24 protein-coding genes are annotated in these 22,802 nt (G+C 66.8%); 10 read left to right on the forward strand and 14 right to left on the reverse strand.

Going from position 1 to position 22,802, the window contains the following annotated elements; translation table 11 throughout:
* Positions 1-87: 87 nt before the first annotated feature.
* Together AC06DU_RS08345 and AC06DU_RS08350 are read left to right on the forward strand one after the other, a co-directional pair.
* Positions 88-1,602 (forward strand): ATPase domain-containing protein, encoded by a 1,515-nt coding sequence (locus AC06DU_RS08345; protein WP_024940164.1) that lies wholly within the window; start codon positions 88-90, stop codon positions 1,600-1,602.
* The gene (locus tag AC06DU_RS08350) at positions 1,589-3,661 is read left to right on the forward strand and encodes a PAS domain-containing sensor histidine kinase (protein ID WP_102252253.1); all 2,073 of its coding nucleotides are present in this window, start codon (positions 1,589-1,591) and stop codon (positions 3,659-3,661) included. Before AC06DU_RS08345 ends, AC06DU_RS08350 begins: the two co-directional genes overlap by 14 nt.
* A 96-nt stretch (positions 3,662-3,757) precedes the next feature.
* On the opposite strand, the gene AC06DU_RS08355 is transcribed toward AC06DU_RS08350, so the two are convergent.
* The 14 genes from AC06DU_RS08355 to AC06DU_RS08420 all read right to left on the reverse strand — a co-directional run bounded on the left by AC06DU_RS08355 (position 3,758) and on the right by AC06DU_RS08420 (position 15,081).
* Positions 3,758-4,477 carry a tetratricopeptide repeat protein gene (locus tag AC06DU_RS08355; RefSeq protein ID WP_478204037.1) on the reverse strand — a complete coding sequence of 240 codons (720 nt, stop codon included), beginning with the start codon at positions 4,475-4,477 and terminating at the stop codon, positions 3,758-3,760.
* On the reverse strand, positions 4,471-4,953 hold the full coding sequence (locus tag AC06DU_RS08360) for a cytochrome c-type biogenesis protein (RefSeq protein ID WP_016904802.1): 483 nt from the start codon (positions 4,951-4,953) through the stop codon (positions 4,471-4,473). The genes AC06DU_RS08355 and AC06DU_RS08360 overlap by 7 nt, the downstream gene beginning before the upstream one ends.
* Positions 4,953-5,495 (reverse strand): DsbE family thiol:disulfide interchange protein, encoded by a 543-nt coding sequence (locus AC06DU_RS08365; RefSeq protein ID WP_102253900.1) that lies wholly within the window; start codon positions 5,493-5,495, stop codon positions 4,953-4,955. The genes AC06DU_RS08360 and AC06DU_RS08365 overlap by 1 nt, the downstream gene beginning before the upstream one ends.
* Entirely contained in the window at positions 5,492-7,480 is a 1,989-nt protein-coding gene (locus tag AC06DU_RS08370; protein ID WP_478204038.1) for a heme lyase CcmF/NrfE family subunit, read from the reverse strand. The genes AC06DU_RS08365 and AC06DU_RS08370 overlap by 4 nt, the downstream gene beginning before the upstream one ends.
* A gap of 62 nt (positions 7,481-7,542) precedes the next feature.
* Complete coding sequence (gene ccmE, locus AC06DU_RS08375) at positions 7,543-8,013, reverse strand: cytochrome c maturation protein CcmE (protein WP_104575161.1); 471 nt, start codon at positions 8,011-8,013, stop codon at positions 7,543-7,545.
* Entirely contained in the window at positions 8,010-8,219 is a 210-nt protein-coding gene (gene ccmD / locus AC06DU_RS08380) for a heme exporter protein CcmD (protein WP_039520727.1), read from the reverse strand. Before ccmD ends, ccmE begins: the two co-directional genes overlap by 4 nt.
* On the reverse strand, positions 8,216-8,974 hold the full coding sequence (gene ccmC / locus AC06DU_RS08385; protein ID WP_104559210.1) for a heme ABC transporter permease CcmC: 759 nt from the start codon (positions 8,972-8,974) through the stop codon (positions 8,216-8,218). Before ccmC ends, ccmD begins: the two co-directional genes overlap by 4 nt.
* Positions 8,975-8,984: 10 nt before the next feature.
* On the reverse strand, positions 8,985-10,295 hold the full coding sequence (locus AC06DU_RS08390; protein ID WP_478204040.1) for a S8 family serine peptidase: 1,311 nt from the start codon (positions 10,293-10,295) through the stop codon (positions 8,985-8,987).
* Entirely contained in the window at positions 10,292-10,945 is a 654-nt protein-coding gene (locus AC06DU_RS08395; RefSeq protein ID WP_478204042.1) for a zf-HC2 domain-containing protein, read from the reverse strand. The genes AC06DU_RS08390 and AC06DU_RS08395 overlap by 4 nt, the downstream gene beginning before the upstream one ends.
* Entirely contained in the window at positions 10,942-11,523 is a 582-nt protein-coding gene (locus tag AC06DU_RS08400; RefSeq protein ID WP_046342333.1) for a sigma-70 family RNA polymerase sigma factor, read from the reverse strand. The genes AC06DU_RS08395 and AC06DU_RS08400 overlap by 4 nt, the downstream gene beginning before the upstream one ends.
* A 63-nt stretch (positions 11,524-11,586) precedes the next feature.
* A complete protein-coding gene (locus tag AC06DU_RS08405; protein ID WP_184631830.1) occupies positions 11,587-12,321 on the reverse strand; it encodes a TorF family putative porin in 735 nt (244 codons plus the stop codon).
* Positions 12,322-12,628: 307 nt separating this feature from the next.
* Positions 12,629-13,018, reverse strand: a complete 390-nt coding sequence (locus AC06DU_RS08410) for a c-type cytochrome (protein WP_016902092.1) — start codon at positions 13,016-13,018, stop codon at positions 12,629-12,631.
* 24 nt (positions 13,019-13,042) lie between these two features.
* Positions 13,043-14,395 carry a cytochrome C gene (locus AC06DU_RS08415; RefSeq protein WP_184517099.1) on the reverse strand — a complete coding sequence of 451 codons (1,353 nt, stop codon included), beginning with the start codon at positions 14,393-14,395 and terminating at the stop codon, positions 13,043-13,045.
* A gap of 71 nt (positions 14,396-14,466) precedes the next feature.
* Positions 14,467-15,081 carry a cytochrome b gene (locus AC06DU_RS08420; RefSeq protein ID WP_104552729.1) on the reverse strand — a complete coding sequence of 205 codons (615 nt, stop codon included), beginning with the start codon at positions 15,079-15,081 and terminating at the stop codon, positions 14,467-14,469.
* Between the two features lie 297 nt (positions 15,082-15,378).
* Here AC06DU_RS08420 and AC06DU_RS08425 point away from each other — a divergent pair, with 297 nt between their 5' ends.
* From AC06DU_RS08425 to AC06DU_RS08460, 8 genes are read left to right on the forward strand one after another with little or no spacing between them, the layout of a single operon-like run.
* Positions 15,379-15,816 (forward strand): sugar 3,4-ketoisomerase, encoded by a 438-nt coding sequence (locus AC06DU_RS08425; RefSeq protein WP_016902088.1) that lies wholly within the window; start codon positions 15,379-15,381, stop codon positions 15,814-15,816.
* Complete coding sequence (locus AC06DU_RS08430) at positions 15,813-16,484, forward strand: acetyltransferase (RefSeq protein ID WP_016902086.1); 672 nt, start codon at positions 15,813-15,815, stop codon at positions 16,482-16,484. Before AC06DU_RS08425 ends, AC06DU_RS08430 begins: the two co-directional genes overlap by 4 nt.
* Before the next feature lie 2 nt (positions 16,485-16,486).
* Positions 16,487-17,440 (forward strand): hypothetical protein, encoded by a 954-nt coding sequence (locus tag AC06DU_RS08435; RefSeq protein WP_478204044.1) that lies wholly within the window; start codon positions 16,487-16,489, stop codon positions 17,438-17,440.
* 7 nt (positions 17,441-17,447) lie between these two features.
* The gene (locus AC06DU_RS08440; protein WP_478204389.1) at positions 17,448-18,359 is read left to right on the forward strand and encodes a GNAT family N-acetyltransferase; all 912 of its coding nucleotides are present in this window, start codon (positions 17,448-17,450) and stop codon (positions 18,357-18,359) included.
* Entirely contained in the window at positions 18,359-19,471 is a 1,113-nt protein-coding gene (locus AC06DU_RS08445; RefSeq protein WP_478204045.1) for a DegT/DnrJ/EryC1/StrS family aminotransferase, read from the forward strand. The genes AC06DU_RS08440 and AC06DU_RS08445 overlap by 1 nt, the downstream gene beginning before the upstream one ends.
* Complete coding sequence (locus AC06DU_RS08450; RefSeq protein WP_478204046.1) at positions 19,468-20,721, forward strand: O-antigen translocase; 1,254 nt, start codon at positions 19,468-19,470, stop codon at positions 20,719-20,721. Before AC06DU_RS08445 ends, AC06DU_RS08450 begins: the two co-directional genes overlap by 4 nt.
* The gene (locus tag AC06DU_RS08455; protein ID WP_478204048.1) at positions 20,718-21,668 is read left to right on the forward strand and encodes a glycosyltransferase; all 951 of its coding nucleotides are present in this window, start codon (positions 20,718-20,720) and stop codon (positions 21,666-21,668) included. Before AC06DU_RS08450 ends, AC06DU_RS08455 begins: the two co-directional genes overlap by 4 nt.
* Positions 21,665-22,798, forward strand: a complete 1,134-nt coding sequence (locus AC06DU_RS08460) for a hypothetical protein (RefSeq protein ID WP_478204050.1) — start codon at positions 21,665-21,667, stop codon at positions 22,796-22,798. Before AC06DU_RS08455 ends, AC06DU_RS08460 begins: the two co-directional genes overlap by 4 nt.
* The last annotated feature ends 4 nt before the right edge of the window (positions 22,799-22,802 follow it).

A 22,802-nucleotide genomic window follows, 5' to 3' on the forward strand; every position in this document is an offset into this window, starting at 1 on the left:
ATCGCGGGGGCTCAGCTCGCGCCAAGCAAGCTGATCGATTCAGTGGTGCGCAGCGGGCAGTGATGCGCCCGTGATAAATTTAAGCCTATGGGAAATCTGAAGCCGATGATCGCAAACCGCATTACGACTGGTACGACGGGGCTTGACACCATCCTGCGCGGCGGCCTGCCGCCCAACCGCCTGTACCTGCTGGAGGGCCAGCCGGGCTCGGGCAAGACCACCGCATCGCTGCAGTTCCTGCTCGATGGCGCTGCCAAGGGCGAGAGCTGCCTGTACGTGACCTTGTCGGAAACCATCGACGAGCTCAACGAAGTGGCCGCCTCGCACAACTGGTCGCTGGAGGCGCTGCATATCTTCGAGCTGGCATCGGCCGAAGCGTTTCTGGGCGATGGACGCCAGCAGTCCATCCTGCATCCGTGGGAAATGGAGCTGGACGGCACCATCAAGCTGATCCAGGCCGAAGTGGACCGGGTCAAGCCGACGCGTGTGGTGTTCGACTCGCTGTCCGAGTTGCGCCTGCTAGCGCAGGATTCGCTGCGCTACCGGCGTCAGGTGCTGGCGCTCAAGCAGTTCTTTGCGCCGCGCAACATCACCGTGTTCCTGGTCGATGACCTCACCGGCGAGAACGGCGAACGCGATGCGCATCTGCACAGCCTGTGCCATGGGGTGATTTCGCTGGAACGCATGACGCTGGATTTCGGCGCGGCGCGGCGGCGCATGCAGGTGCAGAAGTTGCGCGGCGTGGATTTCATCGCCGGCTACCACGACATCACCATCACCACCGGCGGCATGCGGATCTTTCCGCGGCTGATCGCCTCCGATCACCATGTGCCGTTCATCGGCGATGCGGTGTCCAGTGGCGTGGCGCGTGTCGATGCGCTGCTGCACGGCGGGCCGCTGCGCGGTACCAGCACCCTGCTGACCGGGCCTGCCGGTTCGGGCAAGACCAATATCGCGCTGCAATACGTGACCGCTGCCTGCGAGCGCGGCGAGCATTGCTGCATCCTGGAATTCGACGAGCGCACCGGCACCTTGCTGACGCGTGCCGAGAGCCTGGGCATGGATCTGCGCAAGTATCTGGACGCGGGCCTGCTGGAACTGCATCAGATGGATCCGGCCGAGCTGACCCCGGGCGAGTTCGCCTGGGCGGTGCGCGCCAGCGTGGAACAGCGCAACTGCCGCGTGCTGGTGATCGACAGCCTCAACGGCTATCTCACCTCGATGCCGCAGGAAAAGCAGCTGATGCTGCAGATGCACGAGCTGCTGTCCTACCTCAACCAGAGCGGCGTGACCACGTTCCTGGTCAATCCGCAGCACGGCCTGGTCGGCACGATGTCCACCGGCAACCTCAACATCTCCTACATGGCCGACACCGTCATCCTGTTCCGCTTCTTCGAGGCGCAGGGGCGCATCCGTAAGGCCGTGTCGGTGATCAAGAACCGCAGCGGGGCGCATGAGGATTCGATCCGCGAGTTGCGCATCGGGACGGGCGGTATCCATCTGAGCGAGCCGCTGGAGAAATTCCACGGCGTGCTGACCGGTACTCCGCATTTCGTTGGGGACGACACGCCGTTGCTGGATCGTCCACTTGACTACCTGTGACCCGGATGGGTCCATCGTCCACATCATCGCGCCGTTCGGCCGCGATGCGGAGAGCATTGCCGGCATCGTCGGTCAGCGCGGACTGACGCGCCGGGTGTACGGATCGCTGGCTGCGCTGGCGGACGACCTGCTCGATGCCTCCGGCGTGGTGGTGCTGACCGAGGAAGCGGTGGGCGGGGATCTGCGTCAGTTCTCGCATGCCCTGCAGAGCCAGGCCGCCTGGTCGGATATTCCGTTCGTGCTGCTGCGTGCGCCGCGCGGCAGCCACAACGGGCGCCAGGCCACGCTGCCGGCGGAAGTGACCAACGTCATCGAGCTGGAACGGCCGCTGAGCTCGTCGTCGTTGTTGAGCGCGATCTCCACTGCGTTGCGCTCGCGCCAGAAGCAGTTCGTGATTCGCGACCAGATGGCGCAGTTGGCCGAAAGCAGGACTGCCCTGATGTCGAGCGAGGCCGAATTGCGCCGCGTCACCGACGCACTACCGGTGCTGATTGCCTTCATCGACAAGGATCTGGTGTACCGCTTCGCCAACCGCTCGTATGAAGACTGGATCGGCATCCCCCCTGCCGAGGTGATCGGGCGGTCCATGGTGGATGTGGTGGGGCCGGCGATGGTGCAGCAGCGCCGCGCCTGGATCGAGGCCGCACTGGCCGGGCAGGCGTTGACGGTGGAGGCCAGTTGGCCGCACGCCGACGGACGCCGGCGCGATGCGGAGATCCGCTACATGCCGCGCCTGGATGCGGACGGCCAGGTGGACGGCTTTCATGTGTTTGCCACTGACATCACCGCGCGCGCGCTGGCGCTGGAATCGATCCAGCAGCAGGCCAGCCTGCTCGAGGTCAAGGTGGCCGAACGCACCGCCGAGCTGCAGCAGCAGATGCTGGCACGCGAGTCCAGCGAAGCGGCATTGCGCCAGGCGCAAAAGATGGAGGCGGTGGGCCAGCTCACCGGCGGCATCGCACACGACTTCAACAACATGCTGACCGGCATCCTGTCGGCGCTGGATCTGGCGCGCCTGCGCATCGACCAGGGCCGCACCGAAGGGCTGGGCCGCTTTCTGGATGTGGCGTCGGCCTCGGCCCTGCGCGCGGCCGCACTGACGCAACGGCTGCTGGCGTTCTCGCGCCGGCAATCGCTGGAAGCGCGGCATCTGCATCTGAACGACCTGGTGGTATCGCTGCAGGAATTGCTGGCGCGCACGCTGGGCGAATCGGTGCATCTGGAAACCGATCTGCAGGCCGACCTGCCGCAGGCGTATGTCGACGAAAACCAGCTGGAAAGCGCGCTGCTCAACCTGGCGATCAATGCCCGCGATGCGATGCCCGATGGCGGGCAGCTACGCATCGCCACCCGGCAGTTGCAGGTCCAAGCGCAGCCGCTGGAACTCGGGCGCGGGGTGACGCTGGCGCCGGGCAATTACGTGGTGGTGTCGGTGACCGACAGCGGCGCGGGTATGCCGGCCGACGTGCTGGAGCGTGTGTTCGAACCGTTCTACACCACCAAGCCGATCGGGCAGGGCACCGGCCTGGGCATGTCGATGATCTACGGCTTCATGCAGCAGTCCAACGGGCAGGTGTGGGTGGAGTCCGAGCTGGGCAAGGGCACCACGGTGAGCCTGTATCTGCCCGCCGGTCTCCATCCGCAGGCGCTGTCGCCGCAACCGCAAGCCGGTGCCGTGGTGTCCGGACGCGGCCAGCAGGTGCTGGTGGTGGAAGACGACGAACAGGTGCGGCTGCTGGTCACCGAACTGCTCAATGAATTGGGCTATGAAGCCGATGTGGTGGCCGACGCCGATGCGGCGCTGCCGATCCTGGCTTCGCAACGGCGCATCGATCTGCTGGTGACCGATGTGGGCCTGCCCGGGCTCAACGGGCGCCAGTTGGCGGAGATCGCGCGGCAGTCGCGGCGGGATCTGCCGGTGATCTTCATGACCGGCTATGCGGAAACCGCGCGCGATCGCGGCGAGTTTCTTGCCGACGGCATGAGCATGATCGCCAAGCCGTTTACCCTGGGCGAGTTCAGCGGAAAGCTGCACGAGGTGTTGGGGCCGTCGGCCTGATGGCGTTGCGCGGTCAATCGCGCCTGATACCACCACGGCGCTGCCATCGGCTGGCACCGGGGGGTCTTTGATGAGGAATGCAGCCTGAGGTTGGCGTCAGGGCGCTGCGCGCCCGGATTGCCGCGCGCTGGCCAGCGACTCGGCCACGGCGATCTTGTCGGCCACCGCCTTCTGCATCGGCGAGCCGGCGTCGAGCAGGCCATGCAGATGCCGCCAGTGCTCGCTGGCGGTGCGGTAGTCGTGCTGCTGAAAGTCGCTGATGCCCAGCAGCCACAGGCCGCGCTGATGGTCCGGCTCGCGTGCGACCACCTGTTGCAGGCGGCTGCGTGAGTCGGCGTCGATGGCGAAATCGCTGCGCGTGGTCATGTCTGCGGCCACCCAGCCGACGATGGCGGCGCTGAGATCCGGCGCGATTTTGAGCGCTTGCGCATAGGCCTCACGCGCATCGGCGGGGCGGTTGTCCTGCTCGTGGGCCCTGGCTTGCTGCATCCACGACTCCAGCGCCTGCGCCTGCGCAGCGTCGGCGTTGGCCTCTGCGGCCCGGGCTTGCTCACCCGCGGCGGCGACGGCAGGCGCGTCTGCCGGTTGTACCTGGGGTTGCGCCGTCGCATACACACGCCGTGCGATCGCATCCGGCGCGCCGACCAGCCGATACAAGCCGGCCGTGGCGATCGGCAAGCCGAGCACCAGCACAATCGGCAGGCTGTAGCGTGCATTGCCCTTGCGCGCGGGCTGGCGCAGCAACGGCACCAGTACCAACAGCAAGGCGACGACCACCAGCGCGGCGCTTGCGACATAGAAACCGGTCATCACCATTCTTCCTCTGCCTGCGGCGCCACTGGCGTGCCGGCGCGGGCACGTTTGCGCACGGTATGGATCACCACGCCCGCACCGGCACCCAGCAGCAGCAACGGGCCGAACCATAGCAGCCAGGTGCCGCGCTTGACCGGCGGGTCGTACAGCACGAAGTCCGAATAGCGATCGACCATGTACTGCTTGATCTGCGCATCGCTCCTGCCGGCCTGCAACTGCGCGAACACCTGGTGGCGCAGATCGCGCGCAAGCTCGGCATTGGAGTCGGCCAGGTTCTCGTTCTGGCACACCAGGCAGCGCAACTGCGCGGTCAGGCGCTGATAACGCGCTTCGTCGCTGCGGTTCTTGAACGGCAGCGGGTCCACCGCCTGCGCCGCCAGCGGCGGTGCAAGCAGCACGCCCAGCAGCAGCACCAGCAGCAGACGCAGTTGCCGGCCGTGCATGCGCCAGTACCAGCGCCAAACCCAGCGCGCCGCCATCACCGCGTGCCCTTGGGCAGTGCGGCGATGGCGGGCAGCAATTCGTCGTTGATGACCGCGGGTGTGAGCACGCCGATGTGCTTGTAGCGGATCACGCCTTGCGCATCGATCAGGAAACTCTCCGGCGCACCATAGACACCGAAATCGATCGCGGTCTGGCCGGCTTCATCGGCAATCACCAACGCATACGGATTGCCGTACTGCGCAAGCCAGGCCGTGGCGTCGGCAGGCGCGTCCTTGTAGTTGTAGCCGATCAACGCCACCCCGAGCCGGCTGGCCTGCGCCATCAGCACCGGATGTTCGTGCACGCATTCGGCGCACCAGCTGCCGAAGACATTGAGGACGTAAGGCTTGCCCAGCAGCTGATCGCGGCTGACGCGTTGCTCGGGCCGATCCAGCCGCGGCAGCGAGAACGCCGGTGCCGGCTTGCCGATCAACGGCGAGGGCACATCGCGCGGGTTGTGCTGCATCGTCCAGTAGATGCCGAAGCCGAACAGCGCCGCCAGCAACAGAAAACCCAGCAAGGGCAGCAGACGGTTCATGCGTGCGATTCCTGCGCAGTGACACTGGTGCCGTGTGCCGGTGCCGTGGCCGCCGTCGTGGCGAGCGCCGGCGCTCGAAACCGGCGGGCACAGGCGCTGACGAAGCCGCCCAGCATCATCAGCAGGCCGCCGGCCCAGATCCAGCGGATGAAGGGTTTGTAGTACAGCCGCAGCGTCCAGTCGTACTCGATGTGTTGATCGTCCAGCGGCTCGCCGAGCGCGACATACAGATCACGGGTGATACCGGGGTCGATCGCCGATTCGGTCTGGATGCGCTCGCTGCTGTACAGGCGTTTTTGCGGATGCAGTTGCGCGACCAACTGGCCATCGCGGCTGACCTGCACGCTGCCTTGTTCGGCCTTCCAGTTCGGCCCGTCGATCAGTTGCACGCCGTCGAAGCGGAAGGCGTAACCGGCGATCTCGGCGGTCTGCCCGGGCGACAGACGCACGTCGCGTTCGACCGACAGGCTTTCCGACACCAGCACGCCGGCCACGAACACCGCCACGCCCGCATGCGCGAGCAGCATGCCGGCCATTTCCGCCGGAAACCGCCGGCCGCGCGGCATCTCGCGCCAGCGCTTGTACATGTACAGCGCGGTGCCGGCCGCCACCCATGCGGCGACGCCGATGCCGGCGATCGCCCTGGGCTGGCCCTCGGCAAACAGGCTGCCGACCAGCGCACAGGCGACCGCGGCGATGCCGGCGCGCGTGCCTAGTGCCTGCAACGGCGCCGCCTCGGCCTTGCCCCAGCGCAGGTACGGGCCGAACGGCAGCAACAGCATCACCGGCAACATCAGCAGCGGGAACAGCAAGCCGAAGTAGGGCGGCCCCACCGACACCTTGCCCAGGCCGAAGGCATCGGCCACCAGCGGAAATAAGGTGCCTAGCAACACCATCGCCGCCGCCACGGTGAGCAGCAGGTTGCCGATCAGGATCGCGGTCTCGCGCGAGGCGGCGGCGAACGGTTTGCCGCTGGCGATCCGGGGCGCGCGCAGCGCGTACAGCAGCAACGAGCCGCCGACCACCGCGACTAAAAAGATCAGGATGTACAGGCCACGGCGCGGATCGGCGGCGAAGGCATGCACCGAGGTCAGCACGCCCGAGCGCACCAGGAAGGTCCCCAGCAACGACAGCGAGAACGCCAGGATCGACAGCAGGATGGTCCAGGCGCGCAGGCTGCCGCGTTTTTCGGTGACCGCCTGGGTGTGGATCAGCGCGGTGCCGACCAGCCACGGCATGAAGCTGGCGTTTTCCACCGGATCCCAGAACCACCAGCCGCCCCAGCCCAGTTCCGCATACGCCCACCAGCTGCCGGCGACGATGCCGGCGGTGAGGCAGGCCCAGGCCACATTGGTCCACGGCCGCGCCCAGCGCACCCAGGCCTGTTCCAGTTCGCCACCCAGCAAGGCCGCCACCGCAAACGCAAACGCCACCGAGAAGCCGACATAGCCGGTGTACAGCACCGGCGGGTGGAAGGTCATGCCTGGGTCCTGCAGCACCGGATTGAGTTCGTTGCCATCCAGCGGAATCGGCGACAGCCGCGCGAACGGATTGGAGGTCAGCAGGATGAAGGCCAGAAAGCCCACCGACACCAGCCCCAGCACCGCCAGCACGCGCGCGGCAAAATGCTGCGGCAGATGCCGGCTGAAGGCGGCCAGCAACAGCGTCCAGCTCGACAGGATCGCGATCCACAGCAGCAACGAGCCTTCGTGCGCGCCCCACACCGCGGCAAAGCGGTAGTACCAGGGCAGGGCGATGTTGGCGTTGTCGGCGACGTAGCGCACCGAAAAATCCAGCGACAGCAGCGACCAGGCGAGCAGGCCGAACGCCATCCACACGAACAGCGCCTGACCGACCGCGGCCGGCCGCGCAATGCCCATCAACGCGCCATTGCCGCGCCAGGCGCCGATCAGCGGCAGCACGCCCTGGGCGAGCGAGAGCAGTAACGCCAGGATCAGTGCGATCTGGCCGAGTTCAGGCGTCATGGGCGAATCGCATCGTGCAGCGAAGAGGCATCATCGAGGGAAGGCACAGCCTGCGCGCCGCATCAGCGCGGCGCAGACAGCGGCACCGCGGCGGCGGGAATCGGCTTGCCGACATGGCCTTCGGCCATCGCGTCCTTCAGTTCCTTCGGCATATAGGTTTCGTCGTGCTTGGCCAGCACTTCGTTGGCGACGAAGCGCCCGCCCTGCATGCGCCCGTTGGCGATCACCGACTGGTTGTCGCGGAACAGGTCCGGAAGAATGCCGGTGTACTCGACCTGCGTCGCGGCATGCCTGTCGATCACGGTGAAGTGGACGGTGAGGCTGTCGGTGGCGCGCTGGATCGAGCCGGCCTTGACCATGCCGCCGAGGCGGAATTGCCGGTAGCCGGCCGCCTCGCCGGCATGCACCTGGCTGGGCGTGAACAGGTAGCTCATGTTCCGCTGCAGCGCGAGCACGATCAGCGTGACCGCCAATGCCGCAGCGGCGAGTGCGCCGATCACCAGCCACAGGCGTTGCTTGCGGGTGGCGTTCATGGGCCGTCACGCTCCAGCGGCGCCGTTGCCGACAACTCGCGCGTGCGCCGCGGCGTTTGCCGTTGCAGCTGGCCGCGCAGCTCGCGCGGAAGGCGGCGGCGACGCAACCATGGCGATGCCAGGTCGGCCAGCAGCACCAGCACGAACAGCGCGTATGCGGTCCACACGTATTGCCCGTAACCGCCCATCGCCAGCAGGGTCGTCATGCGGTGCGCTCCGTCAACACGATGCGGCGCGCCCAGTCCTTGCCGCTTTCCAGGGCGAGCAGGTCCACGCGCACGCGGCCGAACAGGCTGGCCACGTAGTAACACTTGGTCGCCAGCGTCATCGTCAGCAGCGGCCACAGCATGTCCGCGCTCATCGTGGAGGGGCCGAGCAGGCGCACGGTGGAGCCCTGGTGCAGCGTGTTCCACCACACCACCGAGTAATGCACGATCGGCAGATTCACCAGGCCCACCAATGCCAGCAAGCCGGCCGCACGCATCGCCTGGCGGCGGTCTTCCACCGCGTGGTACAGGCCGAGCACGCCCAGATACAAAAACAGCAGCAGCAACTCGGAGGTCAGCCGCGCATCCCAGGTCCACCAGGTGCCCCACATCGGCTTGCCCCACAGCGAGCCGGTGCACAAGGTGATGAAGGTGAAGGCCGCGCCGATCGGCGCCGAGGCCATGGTCACCACCTCGGCCAGCTTGATCCGCCATACCAGTGCGATGAACGCGGATACGCCCATTGCCGCGTAGATGAACAGGCTCATCCAGGCGCTGGGCACGTGGATGAAGATGATGCGGTAGGCATCGTGCTGCTGGTAATCCGGCGGCGCCAGCACCAGCCCACCGTAGGCGGCTACCGCACCAAGCAACAGCGCCAGGCCCAATGCCCACGGACGCACGCGTCCGGCCACGCGATAGAAGGTCGGCGGCGAGCTGAGTCTGTGCAGCCACAAGGGAATCCACTTGGCCATGCCGGTGTCGTCAGTTGGAATGTCTGGCGGGAGGCGCCAGCGCCTGCACGGCGGCACCGGCGTTGACCTGCAACTGGCCGTCGGAGAGCTTGCTGGTGCGCTGCATCAGCTCGCGCAATGCAGTGGCGTCCAGCGACGGCGACAGCGACAACAGCAGCGCGACCACGCCGCTGACATGCGCGGTGGCCATCGACGAGCCGGAGGTGAAGTCGTAGCGGCCGTTTGGCTGGGTGGTCAGGATGTCTTTGCCGGGCGCGCTGAGCACGCCCGGCATGGCCGCGGTGGGGCTGCTGCTGCGCACCACCAGCACGCCCGGCACGTCGTTGGGAAAGCCGTCCAGCCGGCCGTTGGGCGGCATCGCGGCGACCACGATGCGGCCCTGCTGCACCAGGTGCTGCAGCATCTTGCTCAGCAGCGGGTCGGCCGGGCCGCCCAGGCTCAGGTTGATCACGCGCGCGGAGCTGTTGTTGATCGCCGCCAGCGCCTTGGCCAGGGTGAAGGTGTTGCAGCGTGCGGTGGCGCCGACCGTGGGCGCATACCAGCAGGCCTTGTAGATGCTCAGCATGGCCTTGGGCGCCATGCCGACGATGCCTTGATGGTTGTTGCTGCCGGCGGCGATGATGCCGGCCACCTCGGTGCCGTGCGAGTCGCTGCTGGTCATCACCGGCGAATCGTCGACCAGGTCGTGCACGTCGCGGATGCGCGCCTTCAGGTCGGCATGCGTGGTGTCCACGCCGGTATCGACCACCGCCACCACCACGCCGCGGCCCTGGGTGACGGTCTGTGCGCTGGCCGCATCGGTGGCGATGAAGCCGCGTTGCAGATCCACATAGGGGTCGTTGTAGCCGGACAGCGCGGTGGTCTTTTCCGATGCGTCGGCGGAAAACACCGAGAAATCCTGCACCGGTTGTACCAGCTCCACGCCGTCGTCGTCGGCCAGCGCGCTGACCAGTTCGTCGCGCGACACGCCCGGCGGCGGCTGCAGCACGGCGCAATACAGGCCCAGCGAGGTGATCGGCCAGCCGGAGACTTCGCGCAGCTTGTAGCGCTGCTTGAGTGCTTCCATGCGCACGGCGGCCTTCTGACCGGCGCCGTAATAACTGGAGGCGTAGCCGATCAGGCTGGACCCGGCGCGGGCCGGCGGTGCGCTGAGCGGATTGGCCACCGCCAGCAGGATGTCGCGGCTGCTGTCGGGCGTGTGCGCATCGGCCGCCGATGGCGTGCTGGCGCTGTCGGCCACGGGTGCCGGCTCCTGCGCGCTGGCCTGCGTGGCGAGGCCGATGCAGGCGGCGATGATGCCGATGGCGAGCAGGCGCTTCATGGTGCGGACACGATCTCGGCCATGCGGATGCCCGGGTTGGCGCGCAGCTGCTGCACGGTCTGCTGCGGCTGGGCCGGCGGTTGCGGCTGGGCCGGCACCACGGTGTAGGCGCCCATCTCGTTGGGCCCGCCGATCACCTGCAACTGCTGTGCATGCAGCAGGCGGTCCCAGTCGGCCACGGTCATCTTGGCGTCCGGCACCACCCGGATGGCGCCTTGCGGCACCGGCTGGGCGGTGGCGCTGCTGAGCGTGCGGTAGTCGTGCGAGGGCGCAGGCGTGGCCAGCCTGACGCCCATGACGCCCAGGCCGATCGCCTGCACCAGCGCTGCGGCCGCCAGGGCGCGCACCGTCCAGCTACCGGAGCGGCGCGCTGGCGGCGGCGCGGGCGCTGTGGCCTGCTCCGGCGCATCCAGGCGACCGAGCAGGCGCTGCAGGCCGGCGTTGGCGTCCAGCTTCACCGCCGACGGCAGCGCCAGCGCCTGGCGCAGGCGGTTCTGCTGGGCGAACTCGGCACTGCACGAGGCGCACTTGGCCACGTGCGCGATCAGCCAGGTGTTCTCTTCCTCGGTGGCGCTGTCGAGCAGGACCGCGGGCATCAGTTCCCAGGCGTGCGAGCATTCCTTGCCAGGCGCGATGAAAAACGTCTTCATTGCATGGTCTCCGTATAGGGGGCGCCGCCGGCCAGACCGGGCAGCACATTGCGTAATTTGACCCGCGCATGGAACAGCCGGGCCTTGATGGTGCCTACCGGGCACTGCATGATTTCGGCGACTTCTTCCAGCTTGTGGCCGATGCCGTAGACCAGTTCGATCACCAGGCGCTGATCCGGCGACAGCCGTTCCATGCCCTTGTCGAGCCAGTCGCGCAGCTCGCGGTCGTCGTTGTCGTCGGCGCTGGGGGCGTGGTCTTCCACCACCGCTGTATCGTCGATGGCCTCGCCGTCGTGCTGGCGCAGGCATTTGAGGCCGCAGCGATAGGCGATGCCCATGATCCAGGTCGAAACCTGCGAATCGCCGCGGAAGTCGCCGGCCTTCTGCCAGGCGATCCAGAAACAGTCGTTGATGGCTTCTTCGATGATGTCCGGGCGCCGGGTCAGGCGCGACAGGAAGCGGCACAGCCGGCCGTGATAACTGGTGTACATGGTGGACAACGCGGCGCGATCGCCCGCCGCCATGCGGCGCAGCAGCATGCGATCGGTGGCATCACCCAGGGTGTCGGAATCATTCATCGAGGCAGGCACGGCTTAGGACGCATGTCAGTGCCCGCGGGCGGGCAAAAGGTTGCGTGGGGATCAGAAGGTGACCGACGCGGTACTCAGCCAGGGCGTTTCGCCGGGGCCGCCCTGCAGGCGTGGGGTGTTGTCGCTGGTGACGATGCGTTCCAGCTTCAGCGTCCATCGCTCCCGACTCCAGCGCAGGCCGAATTGCCCATACTGATAGCGGCCGGACCGGGCGGCGCCGTAGGCCATCGCCGGGAAACGTGACGAGCCGGCGCCGACCGTCAGGCTGAGGTCGTCGCGCAGCGGGACATTGGCGGTGACGTCGATGGCGACATTCCACGGCGACTGGTCGGCGCGCGGGAAATTGAAGGTCGACACCGAGAAGGTCAGCACGTCGCGATAAGACCAGGCCAGGCTCGCCTCCTGGCGGTCGAAGGTGCGCGTGGCCTGGTTGGTCGGGTAGCCGTAATACAGCGCGCTGGCCTGCATCTGCCAGCGGTCGCCCAGCATCCAGGCGCGTGCGGCCTGGGCGGTCACCGCCACCGGCCGGCTCAGCGAGGGCGATTGCAGCGCGACCGACGCCGACATCGACCAGCCCGGTGCGGGCAGCCAGTAGCCGGCGGTCTGCAGAGTGGCCTTGTTGGGGGCGATCGAGATGCCGCGGTCGATCAATTGCGAGGTCAGCGCCACCGCGCCGCCGACCGTGCCGGCGATGGCGTTGCCCGGGCCCAACACCAGGGCCAGCAGCAGGCAGTGGCGCAACGCGGCGCGTCGGCGTGCGGCTTGCGCGTGCCGGCAGTGCGGCATGCCCCGGGGCGTGTGGCAGCGTCGCCGGCCCGCCCAGTGGCCGCTCGCGAGCCACGGCTGCCCGTCGCAGGCGCAGCTGCGTCGCGTCCGGAGCGGGTAGGACCTGGCAGTCAAGGCATTCGGCAATGGGGTAGACGTCTACATGGAACAGGGGCGCGATAGTGACCCATCACGCAAGACGAGACCGCTGCGACGGCGGTTGTTCCGTCCGTATACGCGAAGGAACCGGCACAGGCAACGCGCACCCGTGCCGGTATGCGCCGGCGATCGCGCTCCCGGATGCCCACCGGCAGCGCGCCGGTGGCGATCAGTGCAGGGTGTTGAGATAGGCGATCAGCGCGTCGAGCTCCTTTTGATCTTCCAGGCCTTCGTACTTCATCTTGGTGCCCGGCAAGGCCTTGGAGGAGGACTGCGACAGATAGGTCTTGAGCTGGGCAGGCGTCCACTGCCACTTGCTGGCCTTGAGCGCATCGGAGTAATTGCTGTAGTCGGCCAGGCTGGCGGCCGGGCGCCCGGCCACGCCGAACATCGACGGGCCCTTCTTGTTCTTGCCCTGGGCGGCGCTATGGCATTCGGCGCATTCGGTCATGAAAACGCCTTTGCCGTCGGCCGCGTGCGCAGGCGGGGCAAGCAGGGCGCCGGCCAGCAGCAGGCCGGCCAGCGGGGCACACAACAGGGTCTGGTGGAATGACTTCATGGGGGTCCTTACGCGTGCGGGGGATCAGAACGAGACATTGACCGACAGCGCGAAGCTGTCGAGATCGCGCGGGTTGGTGATGGGTATGCCGCCACCGAACACATTGGTGGTGCTGCCGTTGAACTTGTCGAAGCGGAACCAGGTGGCCGCGAACCGCACGTTGGCATTGGTGGTGTAGGTGCCTTCCTTGCCGAACGGGGTCCAGTACAGCAGGATCAGATTGGCGGTGGTGTCGGGGATGCCGTAGGGCTGATAGCGCGCCACATCGAACGAGCCGCTGTTGATCAGATGCGCCGCCAGCACGCCGTAGGTCTGCTTGAACGCGTAGTTCATGCTGATGTTCTGATCGCGCACGCTGCCGCGATCGCGCGGGGACATGCTCGGGTCGGTCGGCAGCAGCGGGCTGCCGTATTTGCGGCGCTCGTAGATGTTGACGTAGGCCAGCGACAGCACGTGCTCGCGGGTGCCGAGGAACTGATAGGTCAGGTCGTAGCCCAGGTCGGTGAGGTCATCGCTGGGGCCGCCGCTGCGCAGCCGCTGGCGGCGCGTGGTCATGGCGGTCAGGCCGGCGGAGAAGAACTGCCGCTTCATGTCCTTCATGTAGGCAAGGCGCGCATAGCCGGTGTCGCTGAGCTTGCCCGGGTCGCCGTTGGGGTTCCAGCCCAGGTGGTCCTGCGCGTCGGTGGACAGCGCGCTGTAGCTGCCGACTTCGCCGTACCAGTTGCGGTCGAACAGGCCGTACACGGTGGCGCCGATCACGCGGTTGGAGAGCGAGGACGAACTGAGCATGCTGGCCGAGCCGGCGTTGGACACCGGGCTCAACGTCGATGCATTGGGCAGCACCTGGATCGGGTCGGACACACCGGGATTGTTGTTGATGCTGACGCCGACCATCGCGTCCTTGCCGGCCAGCTGGAACGGCTTGCTGACAAAGCGCAGATCCACATCGTCGAGCTGGGTGTTGAAGGTGTCGTTGCCGCCGTTGTTGGAGCGGATCTTGGAGTAACCGCCGACATGGTCGTTGACCCGTCCGGCCAGATACAGGTCCGCTTCGTTGATGCGTGCGCTGCTGTCGCCGCGGCTGGGATTGCGCCGGGTCCAGGTGACCTGGCCGGAGGCCGGAATCTTGGTGCCGTTGCCGTCGGTATCGGTGAAGCCGCCGAGCTTGAAGCGCATGCCGTATGGCGTCAGCGACGGACCGTAGGAGCCGACATGGCAGTCCGCGCACGACGAACCGGTCTGGCGTGCGAACGAGGGAATCGCCTGCGCCTGGGTGCTGGCCAGCAGCAGCAACGGGCCGGACACGCACAACAAGGAGGTCAGGGAAGCGGTGCGCGTGGCAGTGGTACGACGCGGAGCGGGCTGGGGAGTAGGCATGGAAAGTCCTTGTTCGACGGTACGGGGGTCGGCGCTGCGGGAGCGGGGGATGGCGGGCAACACGGCGGAGCTCATCGGCGTGTTCCCGGCAGCACGCGGTGCAGCAGGCCATCGCGCAACACCAGGTGATGCCAGAGGGCGGCGCCGATATGCGCGATCACCAAGGCCAGCAACACCCAGGCGGCATTCAAGTGCCAGGTGCTCAGGGTGTCGGCCAGGTCTTCGTCCGGCGCAACCAGGTTCGGCAGCGTCAGTCCGAACAGATAGACCGGTTTGGCGTAGGCATTGCTCAACGACCAGCCGATCAGCGGCAGGGCGACCATCAAGCCGTACAGCGCGAGGTGGGTGGCGCCTGCAGCCAGCCGCATCGGCAGCGGCGATGGCGGGCCGGGCGGCAACGCGCGCAGGCGGATGCGCAGGCCCACCCGCAGGACGAACAGCAGCAGCACCATCAACCCGAAGTGGCGATGGCCTTCCATCAGCCACTGCCGCAGGGCGCGTCCTTCCAGCTCGGCGCGCAGCAGGATCAGCGCGGCCGCCATGGCCAGGCAGAACACCGTCAGCCAATGCAATACGCGCATCGGTCTGGGCAGCGGAATGACGCGCGCCGGCAGTGCGGCCTGCTCCGGCAGCGCCGTGGCACTGTCGGCTGCAACCGCATCGGGCGCGTGGGGGGATGAACTCATCGATCGGTGTCCTGCGCTGGTGTCGTTGGATCCGGCAGTGCGCGGTGCGCTGCCAGGCCTGGCTCCCCACGCCGGCCGAGCTGCGGCCACGTGAACGTGCAGCGATATGTGCGGTGCGGCCGCCGAAAGGTTGCATCGCCGTACGCGGATGACGTGCCTTGGCACGGTGTTGGCGGCAGCGACTGCGCTTGCGCGCACCTGGGTTCGCAGCGCCGTGACGCCGCGCAACCTTTCGCGCATGCCGGCGCACTCAGGCATGTCGCACTACGTGCAGTCAGCGGTTACGCCCTTCCGATCATGGCTATCGAACGCATCCAGTTGCATACCCACGGCGACGATCGCGGGCTGCTCATCTCGTTGGAGCAGCAGCGCAATGTCCCGTTCGAGATACGTCGTGTGTATTACCTGTTCGGCACCCGCAACGGCGTCCATCGTGGACAGCATGCACACCGTCGGCTCAACCAGCTGGCGGTGGCCTTGCATGGCTCGGTGACGATCCTGCTGGATCAGGGCGACGGCCACGGCCAGCAGGAAGTAGTGCTGGACGATCCATCGCAGGGCCTGCTGCTCGGCCGCATGGTGTGGCGCGACCTGCATCGCTTCAGCCCCGACTGCGTGCTGATGGTGCTGGCCGACCAGTTCTACGATCCCGCCGACTACATTCTCGATTACGACCAGTTCCTCAGCGAAGTGCGCGCTGGCAGCGGTCTGGATGCACGCAGGCTGGAAGCATGAGCGTGCACAAGCCCCTGGTGATCGTGGGCGCAGGCGAATTTGCGCAGATCGCCTGCGAGTATTTTCAGCACGACAGCGACTACACGGTGGTGGCCTTCAGCGTGGAGCGCGACTTCCTGTTGCGGCCCACGCTGGCCGAGTTGCCGGTGGTGGCCTACGAAGAGCTCGAGCAGCGCTATCCGCCCGAACAGTACGAGGTCTTCGTCGCCATCCCGGCCACCCAGCTCAATCGCCTGCGGACGCGCTTTTTCCAGGACATGCTGCGGCGTGGCTATCGCTGCGCCAGCTATGTCAGCTCGCGTGCGTTCGTCTGGCGCAATGCGCAGATCGGCGCCAACTGTTTCCTGTTCGAAGGCAACGTGATCCAGCCATTCACCCGGATCGGCGACAACTGCATCCTGTGGAGCGGCAACCATATCGGCCACCGTACCGTGGTGCAGGACAATGTCTTCATCGCCTCGCATGCGGTGATTTCCGGCTATTGCGAGATCGGGCGCGGCAGCTTCATCGGTGTCAACGCCACGCTCAGCGACAAGGTGCGCATCGCCGCCGACAACATCATCGGCGCCGGTGCGCTGGTCACCCGGCATACCGATGCCGAGCGTGTCTACGTCGGCTCGCCGGCGCGCGCGGTGGCCGGCAGATCCAGCTTCGACGTGGAGCTGTGAGCATGTTTGCCTGGACCAAGCGCGGCCTGGTCTTCGACGTCGCACGCGATGGCGTGGGCGGCTGGATGCAGCACGCCGCGCTGACGCCGACGCCCTACCGGTTGTCTGCGCAGGTGCTGCGTGTCTATGCGGGCTTTCGCGATGCGCAGGGCGTGAGCCGGATCGGTTATGTGGACGTACGCGCCGACACACCGACGCAGATCATCGGTGTCAGCCCGCAGCCGGTGCTGGACATCGGCCGCGCTGGCTGTTTCGACGACAACGGCTTGATTCTCGGCGATGTGGTGGCCGGGCCAGATGGGCTGTACATGTTCTATGTCGGCTTCCAGCGCGTGGCCAAGGCCAAGTTCCTGGCCTTCACCGGGCTTGCGCTGTCCCGCGATGGTGGCGAGCGTTTCCAGCGCTTGCAGGACACCCCGCTGCTGGATCGCGCGCCCGGGCGCAGCACGATTGCCGCGGTGCATTCGGCTCGTTTCGAGGATGGGCGGTGGCGGCTGTGGTACGCGGTGGGCGACGATTGGGAAACCATCGGCGGCCAGCCGTATCCGCGCTACCACATCCGCTATGCGGAGACCGACGATCTGCGCCATATCCCTGTCGACGATGTGGTGTGCCTGCGCCCGCAGGACGACGAATACCGTATCGGCCGTCCGCGCGTGTATCGCCTGGGCGATCGCTATCTGATGTATTTCACCCGCGGCGATACGCACGGCGGTTATTTCCCGGGTTTCGCTTCCAGTCGCGATGGTGTGCAGTGGCAGCGCGATGACAGCCAGCTGGGGCTGCAGCTGTCCGAGCAGGGCTGGGATGCGCAAACACTCTGTTACCCGGCCTTGATCCAGCAGCATGATCGGGTGTTGATGTTCTACAACGGCAATGCGATGGGCCAGGCCGGCTTCGGCCTGGCCGATGCAGCGTTGCCGCCGGACCTGCAGGGGCGCCATGTTTTCGGTTAGGCCGTATCTGCCCGGCGATGCGCCTGCCTGGGATGCCCTGGTGGCGTCCTCGCGCAATGGCAATGTGTTGCATCGGCGCGGCTACATGGACTATCACGCCGACCGCTTCGTGGACGCATCGTTGCTGATCGAACGCGGTGGCGAGGTGGTGGCGGTGCTGCCGGCGAATGTGGAGGGCGACTGTGTCAGCAGCCACGCCGGCCTGACCTATGCGGGCCTGCTGTCGTCCACGGCCCTGCGCGCGGGTGCGACCTTGCAGGTGTTCGAACAGATCGCCGCGCACTATCGCGTGCGTGGGGTGCGCGAGCTTGTGTACAAGCCGGTGCCGCATATCTTTCACGCATATCCGGCCGAAGAAGACCTGTATGCCCTGTATCGCGTGGGCGCGCAGCTGTACCGGCGCGATCTGTCCTCGGCGATCGCGTTGCGCGAGCCATTTGCGTTCAGCGCCGAACGTCGACGCTCGCTGGGCAAGGCGCGCAAGGCCGGTATGCAGATCCAGGCCAGCACCCGACTCGATGAATTTCATGCCCTGCTGACCGAGGTGTTGCAGCGCCACCACGTGGCGCCGACCCATCGGCTGGACGAGCTGCAATTGCTGCACCGCCGGTTTCCGCAGCAGATCGTGCTGCATGAGGCGCGAGTCGAAGGGGAGCTGTTGGCGGCAGCGCTGGTGCTGGATTTCGGCCGCAGCGTGCACACCCAGTATCTGGCGGTGTCCGCGCGCGGTCGCCAGCTGGATGCGCTGAGCCTGCTGCTGGCCGAGCTGATCACCCAGGTGTATGCGCAGCGCCATTACTTCAGCTTCGGTATCTCGACCGAGCAGGCCGGCCAGGTGCTCAACGACGGTCTGGTCGAACAAAAGGAACGTTTCGGCGCACGCGCCGTGGTACAGGATTTTTATCGGTGGACGCTGTAATGAATGTGCCATTCTTGGATTTGCGCGCGGTCAATGCGCGGTATGCGGATGAGCTGAAGCTGGCTGCGGCGCGGGTGATCGATGCCGGCTGGTATGTGCTTGGGCAGGAGCTGGCCGCCTTCGAGGAAGAATTCGCCAGCTACTGTGGCGCTGCGCAGACAGTGGGTGTGGGCAACGGACTGGATGCGTTGTCGCTGATCCTGCGCGGCTATCGCGAGCTGGGCGTATTGCGCGAGGGCGACGAAATCATCGTGCCCGCCAATACCTTCATTGCCAGCTTTCTTGCGATCAGCCAGAACCACCTAGTGCTGGTGCCGGTGGAGCCGGACCCCGCGACCTTCAACATCGACCCGGCCAGTGTGGAGAAGGCGATCGGCCCGCGCACGCGCGCCATCATGGCGGTGCATCTGTACGGGCAGTTGGTGGATGTGGCAGCGCTACAGACGCTGGCGCATCGCTACGGGCTGCTGCTGATCGAAGATGCCGCGCAGGCGCATGGTGCCAGTGCGCACGGGCGACGTGCCGGCGCCTTTGGCGATGCGGCGGCGTTCAGTTTTTTCCCGACCAAGAACCTGGGCGCACTCGGCGACGGCGGCGCAGTGGTGACCTCGGATGCGCGCCTGGCCGAGCGCATCCGCGCGCTGCGCAACTACGGTTCGCAGGTGAAGTATCACCACCTCTGCCAGGGCGTGAATTCGCGGCTGGACGAGATGCAGGCGGCGTTCCTGCGGGTCAAGCTGGGCTATCTGGACGATGAGATCGCCCGCCGCCGCGCGGTGGCGCAGCGCTACCTGCACGGCATCGACAACCCCCTGATCACCTTGCCGACGGTGGTGGCCGAAGCGCAGCACGTCTGGCATCTGTTCGTGGTGCGCAGCGCCCAGCGCGATGCTTTGCAGGCGCATCTGCTGCGCTCGGGCATCCATACCCAGATCCATTACCCGGTGCCGCCGCATCGGCAGCCGGCCTACACCACCTTGGGCGATGCCTGCCTGCCGGTGAGCGAGCGGCTGCACCGTGAAGTGCTGAGCCTGCCGATGGGGCCGGCGCTGGACGATGCGTCGGTTGCGCGCGTGATTGCCGCATGCCAGTCGTTTGGCGCCCCCGCATGAATGTCGTGCGCAGCAGCGCCTACACCGGCGTTGCGACGCTGGCCAAGCTGCTGGCCGCGCTGGTGGTGGTGAAGCTGGTGGCGGTCTACGCCGGCCCGCAAGGGGTCGGCCGGCTGGGCCAGTTCCTCAATCTGATGTCGGTGCTGGCGGTGCTGGCGGGTGGCGGCATCAGTGCCGGCATCGTCAAGTACGTGGCCGAGTACCGCGACGATACGGCTGCGCTGGCACGTCTGCTCAGCGCGGCGCTGTGGTACGCGTTCTGCGCGGCCTGCGTGATGGCGGCACTGGCGTTGCTGTTCAGTGGCGCCATCGCCGAGCGCCTGCTTGGCGATGCGGCATACCGGCCGCTGATCTGCGTGGCGGCGGTTGCGCAGCTGGGCATCGCACTGGTCAACTACGTCCTGGCGGTGATCAACGGCTTCATGGATGTGCGCCGCCTGGCATTCGTGCAGGTCAGCGGTGCGGTGCTGAGCACGGCACTGGTGGCATGGCTGTCCAGCCGGGCACAGCTGCAGGGCGCCTTGCTGGCACTGGTGCTGGGGCAGGTGCTGTGGCTGCTGGCCGGCGTGCCGGCGCTGCGGCGCAGCGGTTATTTTCGACGCGAGATGTTGCGCATGCGCTTCGATGCGCAGATGACGCGCAGGCTGGCGGCGTTCTCGGTGATGACGCTGACCTCCACGCTGGTGCCGCAGCTGGTGGCCATGCTGGTGCGCGACCATCTGGCGCTGCAGTTCGGCTGGCAGCAGGTGGGTTACTGGCAGGCGGTGAGCCGGGTGTCGGATGCGTATCTGCTGTTCTTCACGACCGCGATCAACGTGTATTACCTGCCCAAGCTGGCATCGCTGCAGGAGCGCGCAGCGCTCGGGCGCGAGCTGCGTGCCGCGTATCGCCATGTGCTGCCGGCGGTGATCGTGATGGCGCTGGGCGTCTACCTGTGTCGCGATTGGCTGACCTGGCTGCTGTTCGACGCCCGGTTTGCCCAGGCCTCCCCGCTGTATGCCCCGCAGCTGCTGGGCGATGTGATCAAGATCGCCGCCTTCGTGCTGTCGTACGTGATGCTGGCCAAGGCGATGACGCGGCTGTTCGTGATCTCCGAATGCGTGTTTGCCGCCAGCTATCTGGCGCTGGTGTATCTGTTCACCGCGCAATGGGGGCTGATCGGTGCGATGTATGCCTTCCTCGCCAACTACGTGCTGTATCTGCTGTTCAACATCGTGGTGGTGCGGCGCTATCTGGTGCAGCCGGCATGAGCGATTCCACCCAACCCCTCGGGCGTGCACGCTGGCCGCTGGTCTCGGTGCTGATCCCGGCCTTCAACCACGAACGCTTCGTGCAACGCTGTCTGGACAGCGTGCTGGAGGACCCGTACCCGTGCAAGGAACTGGTCATCATCGACGATGGTTCCAGCGATGCGACCGGCGAGAAGATTGCGCAGTGGATCGCCAGCCATGGCCACCGGCTGCCGGTGCAGTTCGTACAGCGCGCCAATCGCGGGGTGGCGGCCACACTCAACGAGCTGGCGCTGCGTGCGCGCGGCGAGTACCTGCGGCTGGGCGCAAGCGATGATTATCTGCTGGCCGGCGGGCTGGATGCACAGGTGCGCTACCTGCGTGCGCATCCGCAGAAACTGGCGGTGATCGGCGATGCCTGTGTGGTCGACCAGCATGGGCAGCTGCTGCACGGCAGCGCCATGCGCGACCTGCATCGGGTGGATGTGGACCTGTACCGCTCTGCATCCGGCATCCGCCGCGCGGTGATCCAGCAGTGGGCGGTCGGCGGCGCGGTGGCGCTGCTGCGCCGCAGTGCCTTCGATGCGCGCGCCGGCTGGGACGAGTCGCTGCGGATCGAAGACTGGGATTTCTTCCTGCGTCTGGCCGCGCGTGATGCGCTGGGCTTTGTCGACGTGCCGGTGTGCGCGTACCGGTTGCATGGCCACAACCTCAGCAAGACCGTTGACGTGCGCGCGCGCATCGCCAACCTGAGCGAGTCGCGTCAGGTAGCACGGCGCTGTGCGGAATTGTTCGATGCGCCCGAGCGCAGCTTGCTGCACGCGCAGTCGCACTACATCGCCGCAAAGGTGGCGTTCCTGCAGCGCCGGCCGCACCGGGTGATTGGGCATCTGCTCGCCTATGCCTGGGTGTCGCTGCCGGCCAGGTGGCGGCCCTGGCAGGCGCGCAGCACGGTGAAACCGGCATGAGCACGCTGCTACGCCGGCCGGCGACCTATCTGGCACTGCCGATGCTGCTCAGCTGCGCGCTGACCTTGCTGACCTATGCGCTGCCCGGCGACTACGCGGACGGCATCGCGCTGCTGGCCGCCGCCGCCGCCGCGACCTGTGTACTGGACGCCGTGCTGCGCGTGCAGTTGCCTGCGGTGGAGCGCTTTCGCGCCTACCGTTACGCCGGCACCCGTGATGCGTTCCTGGTGATGACGCTGGCGGCAGTGGTGACGCTGTTCTGCATCGTGGATGTGGCGCTGTTTCCGATTCCGCTATTCAGCGATCCGTCCTCGTATGCCACCTTGAGCCCGCTGCGCGCGCATGTGCGGCACATCTCCAACATGTGCTGGATCCTGCCGCCGATCGCGTTGCTGTGCGTGCGCCATCGCGGGCTGCGTGCGGCGATGCTGACGCTGGGATTCGTGTTTCCGATCGTGGTGATCGACCGCAACCGCATCTTTGCGGGGCTGTTTTCGTTCGTGCTGGTGATGCTGTTGCGCCGCGATCCGGCACGTCGCCTGCCGTGGAAGACCATCGGCCTGCTGGTGCTGGCCGGTGGCGGGGTGTTTTCCATCCTCGGCGCACTGCGTTCCGGCTCGCTGGCCACCGTGGCCCTGCCGTTCAGTGCCTTGTATCGCGCCATGCCGCAGGGTGTGCAGTGGTTGCTGCTGTACATCAGCGCCGGGCCGTACAACTTTGGCGCGATCCTGGCCAAGGGCTATGTCAACGCCAGTTTCCTGGTCAATCAGCTGGTGCCGTTCAGTGGCTCGATCGCCACTGCCGGCACCAGCATTCCGCTGGATGCGCCCAACATCAATGTAGGGACCGAATTCTTTCCGTTCCTGATGGCCTGGGGGGCGCCGGGTGCGTTGCTGGCGCTGCTGGCGTTGTATGCAGGGCTGGTGTGGAGCGTGCGCCTGCTCAACCGCTCGCTGTCGATCTTCCATGTGCTGATCTTCCTGCGCATCGCCTATGCCTGCCTGATGTCGCCATTTGCGCCGCAGGCCTTCACCTGGACCAATTTCGGCTTCATCGCGCTGTGCCTGGTGTTGCATGCCTGCACGGTGCTGTTGCCTACCCGCAATGCCGTACCCACCGCTGCTGCGTAATGCG

The sequence above is a fragment of the Xanthomonas sp. NCPPB 3200 genome, assembly GCF_056393585.1.

Bases quoted from the DNA above. Each gene is read 5' to 3' on its own strand.
- AC06DU_RS08435 (WP_478204044.1), top strand. From the start codon at position 16,487: ATGTTTGCCTGGACCAAGCGCGGCCTGGTCTTCGACGTCGCACGCGAT.
- AC06DU_RS08415 (WP_184517099.1), bottom strand. From the start codon at position 14,395: ATGCCTACTCCCCAGCCCGCTCCGCGTCGTACCACTGCCACGCGCACC.
- AC06DU_RS08405 (WP_184631830.1), bottom strand. From the start codon at position 12,321: ATGCCGCACTGCCGGCACGCGCAAGCCGCACGCCGACGCGCCGCGTTG.
- AC06DU_RS08450 (WP_478204046.1), top strand. From the start codon at position 19,468: ATGAATGTCGTGCGCAGCAGCGCCTACACCGGCGTTGCGACGCTGGCC.
- AC06DU_RS08425 (WP_016902088.1), top strand. From the start codon at position 15,379: ATGGCTATCGAACGCATCCAGTTGCATACCCACGGCGACGATCGCGGG.
- AC06DU_RS08430 (WP_016902086.1), top strand. From the start codon at position 15,813: ATGAGCGTGCACAAGCCCCTGGTGATCGTGGGCGCAGGCGAATTTGCG.
- AC06DU_RS08355 (WP_478204037.1), bottom strand. From the start codon at position 4,477: ATGGTGATGACCGGTTTCTATGTCGCAAGCGCCGCGCTGGTGGTCGTC.
- AC06DU_RS08395 (WP_478204042.1), bottom strand. From the start codon at position 10,945: ATGAAGACGTTTTTCATCGCGCCTGGCAAGGAATGCTCGCACGCCTGG.
- AC06DU_RS08420 (WP_104552729.1), bottom strand. From the start codon at position 15,081: ATGAGTTCATCCCCCCACGCGCCCGATGCGGTTGCAGCCGACAGTGCC.
- AC06DU_RS08445 (WP_478204045.1), top strand. From the start codon at position 18,359: ATGAATGTGCCATTCTTGGATTTGCGCGCGGTCAATGCGCGGTATGCG.
- AC06DU_RS08360 (WP_016904802.1), bottom strand. From the start codon at position 4,953: ATGGCGGCGCGCTGGGTTTGGCGCTGGTACTGGCGCATGCACGGCCGG.
- ccmC (WP_104559210.1), bottom strand. From the start codon at position 8,974: ATGGCCAAGTGGATTCCCTTGTGGCTGCACAGACTCAGCTCGCCGCCG.
- ccmE (WP_104575161.1), bottom strand. From the start codon at position 8,013: ATGAACGCCACCCGCAAGCAACGCCTGTGGCTGGTGATCGGCGCACTC.
- AC06DU_RS08460 (WP_478204050.1), top strand. From the start codon at position 21,665: ATGAGCACGCTGCTACGCCGGCCGGCGACCTATCTGGCACTGCCGATG.
- AC06DU_RS08390 (WP_478204040.1), bottom strand. From the start codon at position 10,295: ATGAAGCGCCTGCTCGCCATCGGCATCATCGCCGCCTGCATCGGCCTC.
- AC06DU_RS08365 (WP_102253900.1), bottom strand. From the start codon at position 5,495: ATGAACCGTCTGCTGCCCTTGCTGGGTTTTCTGTTGCTGGCGGCGCTG.
- ccmD (WP_039520727.1), bottom strand. From the start codon at position 8,219: ATGACGACCCTGCTGGCGATGGGCGGTTACGGGCAATACGTGTGGACC.
- AC06DU_RS08410 (WP_016902092.1), bottom strand. From the start codon at position 13,018: ATGAAGTCATTCCACCAGACCCTGTTGTGTGCCCCGCTGGCCGGCCTG.
- AC06DU_RS08370 (WP_478204038.1), bottom strand. From the start codon at position 7,480: ATGACGCCTGAACTCGGCCAGATCGCACTGATCCTGGCGTTACTGCTC.
- AC06DU_RS08345 (WP_024940164.1), top strand. From the start codon at position 88: ATGGGAAATCTGAAGCCGATGATCGCAAACCGCATTACGACTGGTACG.
- AC06DU_RS08455 (WP_478204048.1), top strand. From the start codon at position 20,718: ATGAGCGATTCCACCCAACCCCTCGGGCGTGCACGCTGGCCGCTGGTC.
- AC06DU_RS08400 (WP_046342333.1), bottom strand. From the start codon at position 11,523: ATGAATGATTCCGACACCCTGGGTGATGCCACCGATCGCATGCTGCTG.